Below are 13,277 nucleotides of genomic sequence, written 5' to 3'. Positions count from 1 at the left end.
CCTGAGTGGAACCGCCCTTGTCTTCTGTTCTTCGCACCCGCCTCCTCGGCCTCGGTGCCGTGCTTATCCTGAGCGCGGTGGCCGCCTGCACGCCCGCCCCGCCCGGGGGTGGCGTCAACGACCCCTATGAGACCACGAACCGCGAGGTGCATGCCTTCAACAAGTCCCTCGACCGCGCCGTGCTGCGTCCGCTGGGCCAGGTGGCGGCCGAGGCTCCGCGCGAAGTCACCGGCCCCGTGGCCAATTTCGCCGACAATGTCGGCCTGCCGGGAATGGTCCTCAACGGCGTTCTGCAGGGCGATGTCGGCGGGGCCGGCACCAACACCATGCGCTTCCTGCTGAACACGACCATCGGCCTCGGCGGGCTGTTCGACCCGGCCGGCGGCATCGGCCTGGACGAACAGACTACCGATTTCGGGGAAACCCTGGCGGTCTGGGGCGCTGCCGAAGGCGCCTATCTGGAGCTTCCGGTCTTCGGACCCTCGACCGAGCGGGATGCCGCGGGCCGCATCGTGGACCTCGCGCTCGACCCGCTGTCGCGGGTGGGCACGCAGCCGCAGCTTGATTACGGTCTGGCCGCGCGGGGTGCCGCCATCGTCATCGACCGCGGCCGCTTCATGCAGAGCATGGACGGCGTGCTTTACGACAGCGCCGACAGCTACCTGCAATCGCGCTCCGCGTATCTTCAGAACCGCCGGTTCGACCTCGGCGAAGAGCCGCCCGCGGCCGACGCCGGCGTCGACCCGTTTGCCCTGGACCTGGAAGGATTCGAATGATGCCCCTGACCCGTCGCCAGCTTGCCGCCTTCGGCCTCGCCGCCGCTTGGGCCGCGACGTTTCCCCTGCCCGCCCTTGCCGTGACGGAGGCACAGGCCCGTCAGCTTGTCGACCGCGCCGTCGCCGACATCAACGCCATCATCTCCTCTGGCGGCAGCGAAGACCAGATGATCCGGCAGTTCGAAGGCGTGTTCGACGACTATGCGCACTCGGCGGCGATCGCGGCCTCGGCCCTCGGCGTGGCGGGGCGCTCGGCCAGCAACGCGCAGCGGTCGGCCTTTGCCGACGCCTTCGGAACCTACCTTGCCAACAAGTACGGCCGGCGCTTCCGCGAATTCGCAGGCGGCGAAATCAAGGTGCAGCGCACCGTTCCCGTGAACAACTACATGGAGGTACAGACGGTCGCCGACCTGCCCGGACAAGCCCCGTTCCGCGTGGATTTCCACGTCTACGACCGGCCCGGCCGCCCGGTCTTTTTCAACCTGATCGTCGAGGGCGTGAACATGCTGGTCTCCGAACGTCAGGAGATCGGGGCCATGCTGGACCAGCGCGGCGGCGATCTCGACCAGCTGATCGCGGACCTGAGGGCCATGGGATGAACCGGGCACTGCCCTTTGCCCTTGCGGCCCTGCCCGGGCTGGCACTGGCCACGCCCTATGACGGCACCTACCGCCAGAATGCCAATGCAGATTGCGGGCTGGTCGGTGTCGACGGGGGCGCGCTGCGGATCGAGGGCGGTATCTTTTACGGGGTCGAGAACGAATGCCGCATGACGCGGCCCGTCAATGTGGTGGACATGGACGCCACGCTCTACACGATGGAGTGCAGCGGCGAGGGGGCGCGCTGGACCGAACGCGCCATGGTCATGGAGGCCGCCGAGGGCGACGGGATCATCATGATCTGGGACGGCTACGCCTTTCGTTACGACCGCTGCACCCCGCCGACGCGGGAGTAACGCCGCCCCGCGCTACTCACCGCCAAGTTCCTGCAACAACGTGTTTATCAGGGCGTCGGCGTCAGCGTCGGACAGGCCCGGGCCGTCGGCCGCGGCCGGCGGTGGTGCCATCGGCAAGGGCGTCGGCGGCACGGCGTCCAGGACCCCGGTCATGGTCTCGCGCCAGATGTCGGCCGGCAGCCCCGATCCCGTGACCCCGGTCAGCGGCGTGTTGTCGTCGTAGCCCATCCATATCCCGGCGACGTAATCGGCGGTGAAGGCGATGAACCAGGCGTCGCGCGCCTGTTGCGAGGTGCCCGTCTTGCCGGCGATCTGCCAGCCGTCGATCCGCGCCGCGCGCCCGGTGCCATCTTCCACGACCTGGTGCATCATCCATGTCAGTTGCCGGGCGGCGTCCTCGCGGATCACCCGGTCGCGGATGCCGCCGCCGGCGTCCATCAGCGGCGTCTCGTCGCCCATCAGGCGCAACTCGACCAGGCCGTAGGGGGCCACGGCCGACCCGCCGTTGAGGATGCCGGCATAGGCCCCCGTCATCTCCAGCAGCGTGCTTTCCGAGGTGCCCAGTGCGAGGGCCGGGCCCGCGGCAAGGTCGCTTTCGATGCCGAACATCTCGGCCACGGTGCGGACATTGTCGCGGCCCACACGTTCCGACACCTTGACCGCCGGGATGTTGAGCGAGGCCATGAGCGCCTGTGTCAGCGTCACCTCGCCGGCGTGGTCGCGGCTGTAGTTCTCGGGGCACCAATCATCCGGCCCCGGCACGTCCCAGCAGGTGGGTTCGTCAACGACCACGTCGGTGGGGCGCATCCCGAGGTCCAGCGCCGTGGCATAGACGAAGGGCTTGAAGGCCGAGCCGGTCTGGCGCAGGGCCTGGGTGGCGCGGTTGAAGGCGCCCGCCGCCTCGGTGTCGCGGCCGCCGACCATTGCGCGCACGGCGCCATCGGCGCCCATCACCACGATCGCGGCCTGCGCCCGCGAGCCGTCGCGCACCTTTTCCTCGAAAATCCGGGTCAGGCCCTCTTCCGCAGCCTGCTGTATCCGCTGGTCGAGCGTAGTGCGGATGATCACGTCCTCGGTGGTCTGGCGGGTAAAGAACTCCGGCCCGCTGGCCATGACCCAGTCGGCGAAATAGCCACCCGATCGCTGGCGCGCGGCCTTGGAAAGCGTGGCGGGGTTGGCCCGCGCCTGAGCCGTTTCCCGGGCGGTCAGATAGCCCTGTTGCTGCATAAGTCGCAGCACCGTATCGGCGCGGTCCTGCGCGGCTTGCAGGTTGCGCGTGGGCGAGGTGGCCGAGGGCGCGCGCAGCAGCCCGGCCAGCATGGCCGCCTGGGCCGGGTCCACCTCGGCCGCGGAAATGCCGAAATAGCGCTGGGCGGCGGCCTCGAACCCGCGTGAGCCCGCACCAAGGTAGGCACGGTTCATGTATACCGTGAGGATCTCGTCCTTGGAATAGCGGGCCTCCATCGCCATGGCATAGGTGGCCTCGACCACCTTGCGCCAGAGCGTGGTCTCGCGGCAGTCGGCCTCGTAGGCGGCCTCGTCCTCCCAGGTGTCCGGGTCGTAGGGGCGGCCGAAGCACAGCAGCTTGGCCGTCTGTTGGCTGATCGAGGACCCGCCGGCCCCCGACAGCGGATTACCGTTCTCGCGGTAGTTGCGAACCATTGCCGCGGCGGTGGCGTAGAAATCGATCCCGATGTGATAGGGGGCGAAGAACCGCTTGTCCTCGGTCGCCACGATGGCATTGCGTAGGTGCGGGCTGACGGTATCGGCGGTGACCATGCCGCCGAACTGGTCACCGCGCCAGGCAAATACCTCGCCCGTATTGTCCAGAAGCGTGACGGACCCGCGGGTGCGCCCATCGATAAGGTCGTCGATCGGCGGCAGCGTCGCAGCATAGTAGAACACGCCCAACCCGGTGAGGAGCACGATCGTCAGGCCGGCGCGCAGCCCGAACCGCCAGGCCAGGCGCAGGCCCCACATCACGGCCCCGACAAGCACCGCCCGCAGGGCGCCCAACGGGCCACGGCGCCGGCGGCCCGCCCGCTGCGCCTGAGCCGGCGTGCGCGCAGGCTGCTTGCGCCCGGTTTTTGCCGCCTGCCGATTGTCGGCCACGAGCGGCGGCCGCCTGTTAGTCTTTCGGGACATTGCTGCTCTGCCGTTGCCAGTTTGCGGGCATGATAGCCGGGCAGGATTCGTTTGTAGAGACGCATCGGCCCGCACCCCGCGCTTTTCTGAATGACCAAAATTTAGTCACATTGCAAAAATTGTGTAATTTTTGTGCGGTTTCGAGCCCCTGCCGATTTCGCAGGCGCAGCATAGTGTTGAGGTCCGCCCCCGCAACCGGCCCCCTTGTACGCGAGCGCGACCGAGCCGGTTGCGCACCGAAGCCAAACGCAAGGGGAAGCCAGTGAAACTCATCATTGCAACGATCAAGCCGTTCAAGCTGGAGGAGGTGCGCGAAGCGCTCACCTCCATCGGCGTGCGCGGCATGATGGTGACCGAGATCAAGGGGTTCGGGTCCCAGTCCGGTCACACCGAAATCTACCGCGGGGCGGAATACGCCGTGAATTTCGTGCCCAAGGTCAAGCTGGAGATCGCGGTCAGCGCCGCCATGGCCGACGAGGTCGTCGCGACCATCACCAAGACCGCCAAGACCGACAAGATCGGCGACGGCAAGATCTTCGTGCTCGACCTGGAAAGTGCCCTGCGCGTGCGCACGGGCGAAACCAATGACGACGCGCTTTGACGCGCTGGCCAAGGGACATCTGACAATGAAACTTCTCAAGACACTTCCGGTCGCCGGGGCCCTGACCGCCCTGCCGACCCTCGCGCTGGCCCAGGAGGCCGCGCCCGTCGGTTCGGACGAATTCGTCTGGATCATGAACTCGCTGCTGTTCCTGATCGGCGGTTTCCTGGTTTTCTGGATGGCGGCTGGCTTTGCCATGCTCGAAGGCGGCCTCGTGCGGTCCAAGAACGTGGCCATGCAGATGACCAAGAACATCTCGCTGTTCTCGATCGCCGCGATCATGTACTGGCTGATCGGCTACAACCTGATGTATCCGCTGGGCGACTGGGCCATCGAGAACTACTTCTCGGGGCTGTTCCCCTCCGTCGCCGTGCTCGAGGCCGTGGGCGTCACCCTGGCCGAGGCCGACGATGCGGGCTATGCCTCGACCGGGTCGGACTACATCTTTCAGCTGATGTTCTGTGCCGCCACGGCGTCGATCGTGTCGGGCGCGCTGGCCGAACGGATCAAGCTGTGGCCGTTCCTGATCTTCGTCGCGATCCTGACCGGGTTCATCTACCCGCTGACCGCGTCCTGGACCTGGGGCGGCGGCTGGTTGTCCGCGGCCGGGTTCTCGGACTTTGCCGGCTCGACCATCGTGCACGCCTGCGGGGCTTCGGCCGCCGTCGCCGGCGCGCTGATCCTCGGGCCGCGGATCGGCAAGTACAAGGACGGCAAGACCGTCCCGATGCCGGGGTCGAACCTCGCGCTGTCGACGCTCGGCGTGTTCATCCTGTGGCTGGGCTGGTTCGGTTTCAACGGCGGCTCGCAGCTGGCCATGGGGACGGTGGGCGATATCGCCGACGTCTCGCGGATCTTTTCCAACACCAACATGGCCGCAGCCTCGGGCGCCGTGGCCGCCCTGATCCTGACACAGCTGATGTATGGCAAGGTCGACCTGACGATGGTGCTCAACGGCTGTCTGGCCGGCCTCGTCTCGATCACGGCCGAACCGCTGGCCCCGACGCTCTTCGGTGCTCTGTGGATCGGGGCGATCGGTGGTATCATCGTGGTGCTGACCGTCCCGCTGCTGGACAAGGTCAAGATCGACGATGTCGTCGGGGCCATCCCGGTGCACGGCTTTGCCGGTATCTGGGGGACCATCGCGGTGGTCGTCTACGGCGACGCCAACCTCGGGACCCAGCTGATGGGGATCGTGGCCATCTGCGGCGCGACGCTCATCCTCTCTGGTATCGTGTTCTTTATCCTCAAGGCGGCGCTGGGCATCCGCGTCGGCGAGGAAGAAGAGATCAACGGCCTCGACACCACCGAACTGGGCATGGAGGCCTACCCCGACTTTACCAAGGGCTGATTTTCCTTCCTGAAGCCTTTGACACCCTGCCCGGGCGAGAGATCGCCCGGGTTTTTTCGTCTTCAGGCGCCCTCGATCCCGCGGCATCTGCCGCGAAACCGAGGGCGACGGTTCGGGGCCGACGGCCCCGGATCGTCGCCCGGCGCTGGAAAAGTGATCAGTCGCCGATCACCTCGGCGATGGCGCGGGCCAGCACCGGCACGGTGTCCCGGTTCAGCCCGGCGATGTTGATGCGGCTGTCGCCCACCATGTAGATCGCGTGATCGGTCTTGAGCGTCTCGACCTGCTCGGCCGTCAGCCCCAGCCGCGAGAACATGCCGCGATGCTCGGCCACGAAATCGAAAGCATCGGAGTTGGTCAGGCGGCGCAGTTCCTCGGCCAGTTGCCGGCGCAGTTCCAGCATGCCTTGGCGCACCTCTTCCAGCTCGGCCTGCCAGTCGGCCCGCAGTGTCGGGTCCGACAGGATGGTGCTGACGCAGCGCGCGCCGTGATCGGGCGGAAAGGAATAGTTCTGCCGATTGAGGTAGTTCATGTTCTGCTGGCTCGCAGCAGCCTCGTCGGCATCGCGCGACAGGGCCATCAGGATGCCGGTGCGTTCCCGGTAGACGCCGAAATTCTTGGAACAGCTCGCGGCGATCAGCACGTTGTCGAAGGCGGTGGCCACGCGCCGCGTCACGGCGGCGTCTTCGTCCAGCCCGTCGCCGAAGCCCTGGTAGGCGATGTCGATCATCGGGACCAGGCCCTTGCCTTCCATCACCGCGATGACCTCGTCGATCTGCTCCAGCGACAGGTTGGCGCCGGTCGGATTGTGACAACAGCCGTGCAGCAGCACGATATCGCCCGTTTTGGCGCCAGCCAGGTCGGCCAGCATCCCGTCAAAGTCGAGCCCGCCGGTCGCGTCGTCAAAGTAGCGGTATGTCCGCTGCGGCATCTGCATGAAATTCAGGATCGAGACATGGTTCGGCCAGGTCGGATCGGACAGCCAGAAAGTGGCCTCGGGGTTGGCCAGCCGGACCAGTTCGAACCCCTGCCGGCAGGCCCCGGTGCCGCCGGGCGTGGCGATGGCCGCAACCCTGTCGCGCGCAACGCTGTCGGCCAGCACCAGCTCGATCATGGCGTCGGAAAAGGCCGGATCGCCCGCCAGCCCGGTGTAGGCCTTGGTCTCCTGGTCCTCGACAAGGCGGCGTTCGGCGGCCTTGACCGCGCGCATCACCGGCGTCTTGCCCTCGGCGTTGCGGTAGACGCCGACGCCCAGGTCGATCTTGCCGGGGCGATCGTCGGCCTTGTACTGCGCCATCAGCGCGAGGATCTTGTCGGCGGGTTGTTGGCGCAGGTTTTCCAGCATCAGGCCTCTCCGGTTGCGATGGGCAGGTCGTCGTACATGCCCCATTCCGACCAGCTGCCATCATAGACGGCGTGGTCCGTCTTTCCGATCCGTTCCAGCGCCAGCGACAGGATCGCGGCCGTCACGCCCGAGCCGCAGGTGGTGATGGCCGGCTTCGTCAGGTCGACCCCGGCCGCCGCGAAGGCGGTCTTCAGCGCCTCGGCATCCTTCATGGTGCCGTCGTCGTTGAGCAGCGAGTCGAAGGGCAGGTTGCGCGACCCGGGGATATGGCCCGCGCGCAGACCCGCACGCGGTTCCGGCCCGTCGCCGCGAAACCGCTCGGCGGGGCGGGCGTCGATGATCTCGTGATCGTGCAGCTTGGCGGCGCGGGCCACCTGCGTGACATCGCGGACCATGTGGTTCTGGCGCTGGACGGTCATGTGGCGATCGCGGATGACGGGGGGCATGTCCTCGACCGGGCGGCCCTCGGCGCGCCACTTCGGAAACCCGCCGTCCAGCACGGCCACATCCGTCTTGCCCATCAGCCGGAACAGCCACCAGACACGCGCGGCGGAAAACAGCCCCGCGCCGTCGTAGATGACAACCTGATGGCCGTCGCCCACCCCCATGGCGCGCATCCGCGCCATGAACTTCTCGACCGGGGGGGCCATGTGCGGCAGCTCGGAGCGGTGGTCACTGATCTCGTCGATGTCGAAAAAGCGCGCGCCGGGGATATGGGCGGCGTCGTACTCCGCGCGCGGGTCGCGGCCCGCGTCGGGCATGTACCACGACGCATCAAGCACCCGCAGGTCCGGGTCCTTCAGGTGGCCGGCCAGCCAGTCCGTCGAGACAAGCGTCTTGGGATCATCCTTCGCCATCGGGCCACTCTCGCGCTGGAAACGCATTGTCCCTACCGCCGTGCCCGCGAGACTGCAAGGTTTGCATGCGGCGCCGGCGGCTCAGCCGTTCTGCTTGAGCAGGCGCTGCTTCTGGCGGTTCCAGTCGCGCTTGGCCTCGGTGGCGCGCTTGTCGGCCTTCTTCTTGCCCTTGGCGGTGGCGACCTTCACCTTCACGATGCCCTTGTGGTTGAAATACATCACCAGCGGCACGAGGGTCATGCCCTCGCGCTGGGTGGCGTTCCACATGCGGGCCAGTTCGCGCTTGCCGACCAGAAGCTTGCGGCGGCGGCGTTCCTCGTGCGGAAACATGGCCTGCTGGTAGGGCGCGATATAGGCGTTGGTCAGCCACAGCTCGCCGTCTTCGACGCTGGCATAGCTGTCGGCGATGTTGGACTGGCCGCTGCGCAGCGACTTCACCTCGGACCCGGACAGCACGATGCCGCATTCGAGATCGTCGACGATCTCGAAGTCGCGGCGGGCTCGCCGGTTCTCGGCGATGACCTTGTAATTGGGATTGTCGGGTTCTTTCTTGGCCATGAGCATCGGAGATAGGCCATGGGGCCGGCGCACACAAGCCGCCCGGCGCCGATCCGGCCGCCGGCACCTTGGCGGGTGCGATGACCCGGCCCGCCTAGTTCAGCAGCCCGGCATGGACCATGCCGTCGCGGATATGCGCCTTGGTGCTGTCCTCCAGCGGGGCCAGCGGCGATCGCACCTCGGCGTCACACAGCCCCAGAAGCGACATGCCGTACTTTGCCCCGACGAGGCCCGGCTCCTCGAAAATCGCGATATGCAGCGGCATCAGCCTGTCGGTTATGCGCAGCGCGTTCGCGAAATCGCCGGCCAGCGTGGCCTCCTGCATCTCGGAGCACAGTTTTGGCGCCACATTGGCCGTCACCGAGATGCATCCGGTGCCGCCATGGGCGTTGAAGCCCAGCGCCGTGGGGTCCTCGCCCGAGAGCTGGATGAAATCGGTGCCGCAGGTGATGCGTTGCCGCGGCACGCGGGCCAGGTCGCCGGTGGCGTCCTTGACCCCGACGATGTTGGGGTGGCGGGCCAGTTCGCCCATGGTTGCCGGGGTCATGTCCACGACCGACCGGCCGGGAATGTTGTAGATGATTATCGGCAGGCCGCAATCGGCGGCGGCGGTGTAATGCGCGATAAGGCCCTTCTGGGTGGGCTTGTTGTAATAGGGCGTGACGACCAGCGCGGCATCGGCCCCGGCCTCTTTCGCGGCCTTGACCAGGCGCACTGTCTCGGCGGTATTGTTGGACCCGGCCCCGGCGATCACCGGGATGCGGCCGTCGGCTGCCGCGATCACCTCGGCCACGACGCGATCGTGCTCGGCATGGCTCAGGGTCGGGCTCTCGCCCGTGGTGCCCACCGGCACGATCCCGTGGCTGCCCTGATCGACGTGCCAGTCCACCAGTTTCTTGAGCGTCTCAAGATCGACCTGGCCGTCGCTGAACGGCGTGACGAGGGCGGGAATGGACCCCTTGATCATGACACGCTTCCTTTCCGTGGTGCGGGCGGGATCGCCCAGTGGTGAAATCGCGCGGACCCTAGTGCGGTTTTCCGCCTTTGCCAAGTTTGTGAATTGCGGCCAGGCCCCACGGCGCTAGCGTGCCGATTATCGTTACGGCAGGGAATGCGGAATGCACCGACTACTGGCAGCCCTGGGTGTCTGGCTCTGCCTCTGCGTCCCGGCCACGGCGCAGGGGCCGGAAGACCCCGGCCCGGTCGGGGCGGCCTTCGAGGCCGCCGAGGCCGGGAACTGGCCGACGGCCTATGCGTTGATGGCCGACGAGGGCGATCTGGAGCGCGATCTGATCACCTGGCTGCGCCTGCGCGCGGGCGATGCTGTCTTTGCCGAATACCCGGCGTTTCTGGCTGCGCGGGCCGACTGGCCCGGGCTGGACGCCGCGCGCGAGGCCGCCGAGGGCCTGATCGACGAAACCGTGCCGACCGACCGCGTGCTGTCGTTTTTCGAGGGGCGCGCAACTGAGACGGGCGCGGGCGCCCTTGCCCATGCCCGGGCGCTTGCCGACGCGGGCCGTTCCGAGGCGGCCGAGGCCATGCTGGTGGATGTCTGGACGACGCGGGGCCTGTCAGAAGAGGGGTTCGCGGCACTTTTCGCGGAATACCCGGCACTGCTGGCCCCGCATCACGCAACGCGGGCCGACCGGATGCTCTGGCGCTGGCGGACCGAGGATGCCGCCCGCCTGCTGCCCCTGCTGGACAAGGACGGGCGCGCCCTGGCCCGCGCCCGCATCGGCTATATCGAGGACACCGATGACCTTGACGCCCGCTTGGCCGCTGTTCCGCCGGACCTGCGCGACGACCCGGCGCTGGCCTACGACAGGTTCAACTGGCTGGCCGCGCGGGGCGACTGGACCGAGGCCGTGGCCCTGCTGCGCGACCGCTCGCAAAGCGTCGCGGCGCTGGTTCACCCCTGGCGCTGGGCCAGTTGGCGGCGCATTCTCGCGCGATGGCAGATGCGCGAGGGCAAGCCGCGCGTCGCCTATGACCTGGCAAGCCGGCATTTCCTGGACGACGGGGCCTCTTTCGCCGATCTCGAATGGCTGTCGGGCTACGTGGCGCTGACCTACCTCGACGATCCCGCCCGCGCGCTCGACCATTTCGAGACCTTCGCCGCGGCGGTCTCGACCCCGATCTCGCAGGGGCGCGCGGGCTTCTGGCTGGGCCGGGCCCACGACGCGCTCGACGACCCCGAGGCCGCCCGTGACGCCTATTCCCGTGCCGCGCAGCACCAGACAACCTTTTACGGGCTTCTGGCCTCCGAGCGTCTGGGCCGGCCGCTGGCCCCCTGGGTCGCTGGCGGCGAGGACTTTGCCGACTGGCAGTCGGCATCCTTCGTGAGCGATGACCGGTTCCGCGCCGCCATGCTGCTGCTGTCGGGTGGCGAACGCGGCCTTGCCGTGCTGTTCCTCGCTGACCTGGCCCGCGACCTCAACCGCCCCGCGGTGGGCCAGTTGGGCGATCTGCTAATGGACATGGACGAACCCTTTTTCACCGTTCTGGTGGCCAAGACCGCCCTGCGCGGCGGCGTTCTGGTGCAGGATCACCATTTCCCGATCCACCCCCTGGCCGGGATGGACCTGTCGGTGGACCCCGCGCTGGCCCTCGCAGTCGCGCGGCAGGAAAGCGAGTTTCGCCCCGACGCGGGCAGCGCCGTGGGCGCGCTGGGCCTGATGCAGCTGATGCCCGGCACGGCGCAGGACATGGCCGATGCGCAAGGTCTGCCCTATTCGCGGGCGCGGCTGGTGCTGGACTGGCCCTACAACGCGCGGCTGGGGGCGGCCTATCTGGACTACCTGCGCGGCGCGTTCGGCAACAGCCCCGCCCTGATCGCGGTGGGCTACAACGCCGGCCCGGGCCGGGTGCGAGACTGGATAGCGTCGCGCGGCGACCCGCGGCGCGGCGACATGGCCGGCGGCATGGACGTGATCGACTGGATCGAGCACATCCCCTTCCGCGAGACCCGCAACTACGTCATGCGCGTGACCGAGGGCATTCCCGTCTACCGCGCGCGCCTGAGCGGCGACACCGGCCCGGTGGCCTTCCGCGCGCTGCTGCGCGGGGCCGCGCCAGTGATCCGGCCGCGCCTGCGGCCCGACGCATTGGGCCTGTCCGCGCTGCGGCCCCGACCGCGCCCGGACGACCTGTCAGGCCCCGCGTGGGCCGCGCAATAGCGTGAACAGCCCGGCGCCCACGACAATGGCGGCGCCGATGGCGACGTTCGGCGCCAGGGTTTCACCGAACACCGCGATACCGAGCGCCGAGGCGAAGACCAGTTGCAGATAGGCAAAGGGCTGGACGGCGCTGGCCTCGGCGACCTCGTAGGTCTTGATCAGCAGGAAATGCCCCAGCGCTCCGGTCAGGCAGAGCGCCCCCATCCAGCCCCAGTCGGGCGCGGTCATCGGCTGCCAGAACCAGAGTCCGGCAAGTGTCAGGGCCACCATGCCACTGACCCCGGTCCAGAAGAACGAGGTCGCCGCGCTGTCGCGCCGCGCGGCATAGCGCGTCAGCAGGCCGTAAAGCGCGAACATGCTGGCCGCGATCAGCGGAATGACGGCCGTGGGCTGGAAAACCGTTATCCCCGGCTGCAGGATCACCAGCACGCCGAGAAAGCCCACGGCAATCGCCACCCAGCGCCGCCAGCCGACGCCCTCGCCGAGCACGGGGCCGGAGAGGGCGGCGATCAACAGAGGGTAACAGGCAAAGACCGCGTGGCTTTCGACGAGACCGAGATAGACGAAGGCCAGCACCATGACGCAGATCTCGGCGGCCAGCAGCAGGCCGCGAAATATCTGCAGCGCGGGCTGAGTGGTGCGCGCCGCGGCCCGGATCGAGCCGGCCTGCCGGCCGGCGATGGCCATGACGAAGGCCCCGAAGAACCAGTAGCGGATCATCACGATCATCATGACGTTGTATTCGCGCGCCAGGTGGCGGCTGATCCCGTCCTGCATGGCAAAGACGAAGGTGGTGGCGATCATCAACCCGATGCCGAGGCGGGTGTTGGACTGCATCAGCGCAGCCTCGCCCGCGTCATGTGGCGCTTGCGGCCATAGCCGGGCGCACGGCTGGCCTCGAAACCCGCGGCCTGCAGTGCCCGGCGCACGTGGCCGGCGGCGGTATAGGTGGCCGCGGTGCCGCCGGGGGCGGTGTGCCGGGCGACCTGCGTCATCAGGGCCACGCCCCAAAGCTCGGGGTTCCGGGCCGGGGCGAAGCCATCGAGAAACCAGGCGTCGGCGCGGCCGGGCCAGGCGGGCAGGCTTTGCCGGGCGTCGCCGGGGATCACCCGCAGGCTGAAATCCGGCCCCTCCAGCGCGTCGGGCACGCCGTCGTGCAACAGCCCGCCCGGCAGGTCGGGGTGCGCCGCCAGCGCGCGGCGCAGGTCTGCGGGGGCCATGGGATAGGCCTCGAAACTGGTGAAATGCAGGCGGCCCGCGATGCCCGCCGCGCGGAAGGCCGCCAGCGCCACAAGGAAATTCAGCCCCGTCCCGAACCCCAGTTCGGCGATGTGAAAACCGTCGCGAAACCGCGCGGGCAGGTCATTGCCCGCAAGGAACACGTGCGTGGTCTCGGCCACGCCATCCTCGAGCGAAAAATAGGGATCATCGAAGCGCGTCGAGACGGGCACCCGCCCGTCGCGCCAGTCGATCTCGGCCCGCTGGTCTGTTGTCATGTTCTGTCCTATGGCTC

At 68.1% G+C, this 13,277-nt stretch carries 13 protein-coding genes; 6 read left to right on the top strand and 7 right to left on the bottom strand.

Annotation, left to right across the window (positions count from 1 at the left end; genetic code table 11):
- Window positions 1-59: 59 nt before the first annotated feature.
- Genes BU124_RS06370 through BU124_RS06360 form a run of 3 tightly spaced genes read left to right on the top strand, consistent with a single transcriptional unit; the run spans window position 60 to window position 1,731 of the window.
- On the top strand, window positions 60-776 hold the full coding sequence (locus BU124_RS06370; RefSeq protein ID WP_245831622.1) for an MlaA family lipoprotein: 717 nt from the start codon (window positions 60-62) through the stop codon (window positions 774-776).
- On the top strand, window positions 776-1,375 hold the full coding sequence (locus BU124_RS06365; protein WP_342743726.1) for an MlaC/ttg2D family ABC transporter substrate-binding protein: 600 nt from the start codon (window positions 776-778) through the stop codon (window positions 1,373-1,375). The genes BU124_RS06370 and BU124_RS06365 overlap by 1 nt, the downstream gene beginning before the upstream one ends.
- A complete protein-coding gene (locus tag BU124_RS06360) occupies window positions 1,372-1,731 on the top strand; it encodes a hypothetical protein (RefSeq protein ID WP_084861801.1) in 360 nt (119 codons plus the stop codon). Before BU124_RS06365 ends, BU124_RS06360 begins: the two co-directional genes overlap by 4 nt.
- A gap of 12 nt (window positions 1,732-1,743) precedes the next feature.
- On the opposite strand, the gene BU124_RS06355 is transcribed toward BU124_RS06360, so the two are convergent.
- Window positions 1,744-3,876, bottom strand: coding sequence for a transglycosylase domain-containing protein (locus BU124_RS06355; protein ID WP_084861799.1), 2,133 nt, complete (start codon window positions 3,874-3,876; stop codon window positions 1,744-1,746).
- Window positions 3,877-4,138: 262 nt separating this feature from the next.
- Between BU124_RS06355 and BU124_RS06350 the strand changes: the two genes are divergently transcribed.
- Both BU124_RS06350 and BU124_RS06345 read left to right on the top strand, forming a co-directional pair.
- A complete protein-coding gene (locus BU124_RS06350; RefSeq protein WP_084861797.1) occupies window positions 4,139-4,477 on the top strand; it encodes a P-II family nitrogen regulator in 339 nt (112 codons plus the stop codon).
- A gap of 25 nt (window positions 4,478-4,502) precedes the next feature.
- Entirely contained in the window at window positions 4,503-5,828 is a 1,326-nt protein-coding gene (locus BU124_RS06345; protein WP_084861980.1) for an ammonium transporter, read from the top strand.
- A 157-nt stretch (window positions 5,829-5,985) separates the two neighbouring features.
- Here BU124_RS06345 and BU124_RS06340 read toward each other — a convergent pair whose 3' ends face one another.
- The 4 genes from BU124_RS06340 to dapA all read right to left on the bottom strand — a co-directional run bounded on the left by BU124_RS06340 (window position 5,986) and on the right by dapA (window position 9,555).
- Window positions 5,986-7,173 (bottom strand): amino acid aminotransferase, encoded by a 1,188-nt coding sequence (locus BU124_RS06340; RefSeq protein ID WP_084861795.1) that lies wholly within the window; start codon window positions 7,171-7,173, stop codon window positions 5,986-5,988.
- The gene (gene sseA / locus BU124_RS06335) at window positions 7,173-8,057 is read right to left on the bottom strand and encodes a 3-mercaptopyruvate sulfurtransferase (RefSeq protein WP_245831621.1); all 885 of its coding nucleotides are present in this window, start codon (window positions 8,055-8,057) and stop codon (window positions 7,173-7,175) included. The genes BU124_RS06340 and sseA overlap by 1 nt, the downstream gene beginning before the upstream one ends.
- Window positions 8,058-8,111: 54 nt before the next feature.
- Window positions 8,112-8,588 (bottom strand): SsrA-binding protein SmpB, encoded by a 477-nt coding sequence (smpB, locus tag BU124_RS06330; protein ID WP_084861977.1) that lies wholly within the window; start codon window positions 8,586-8,588, stop codon window positions 8,112-8,114.
- Between the two features lie 94 nt (window positions 8,589-8,682).
- Window positions 8,683-9,555: a 4-hydroxy-tetrahydrodipicolinate synthase gene (gene dapA, locus BU124_RS06325; protein WP_084861791.1), complete on the bottom strand. Its 873-nt coding sequence runs from the start codon at window positions 9,553-9,555 to the stop codon at window positions 8,683-8,685.
- A gap of 151 nt (window positions 9,556-9,706) precedes the next feature.
- On the opposite strand from dapA, the gene BU124_RS15120 reads away from it, so the two are divergent.
- Window positions 9,707-11,764 carry a lytic transglycosylase domain-containing protein gene (locus tag BU124_RS15120; protein ID WP_084861789.1) on the top strand — a complete coding sequence of 686 codons (2,058 nt, stop codon included), beginning with the start codon at window positions 9,707-9,709 and terminating at the stop codon, window positions 11,762-11,764.
- Here the strand turns inward: BU124_RS15120 and BU124_RS06315 are convergent.
- On the bottom strand, window positions 11,738-12,601 hold the full coding sequence (locus BU124_RS06315; RefSeq protein ID WP_084861787.1) for a DMT family transporter: 864 nt from the start codon (window positions 12,599-12,601) through the stop codon (window positions 11,738-11,740). The genes BU124_RS15120 and BU124_RS06315 overlap by 27 nt on opposite strands.
- Window positions 12,601-13,260, bottom strand: coding sequence for a tRNA (5-methylaminomethyl-2-thiouridine)(34)-methyltransferase MnmC2 (gene mnmC2 / locus BU124_RS06310; protein WP_084861785.1), 660 nt, complete (start codon window positions 13,258-13,260; stop codon window positions 12,601-12,603). The genes BU124_RS06315 and mnmC2 overlap by 1 nt, the downstream gene beginning before the upstream one ends.
- Window positions 13,261-13,277 lie beyond the last annotated feature (17 nt).

It is taken from the genome of Salibaculum halophilum (assembly GCF_002094885.1).
GTDB classification, from domain to species: domain Bacteria; phylum Pseudomonadota; class Alphaproteobacteria; order Rhodobacterales; family Rhodobacteraceae; genus Salibaculum; species Salibaculum halophilum.
Note: the sequence above shows the minus strand (reverse complement) of the source record. Positions and strands in the feature narration are given on the sequence as shown.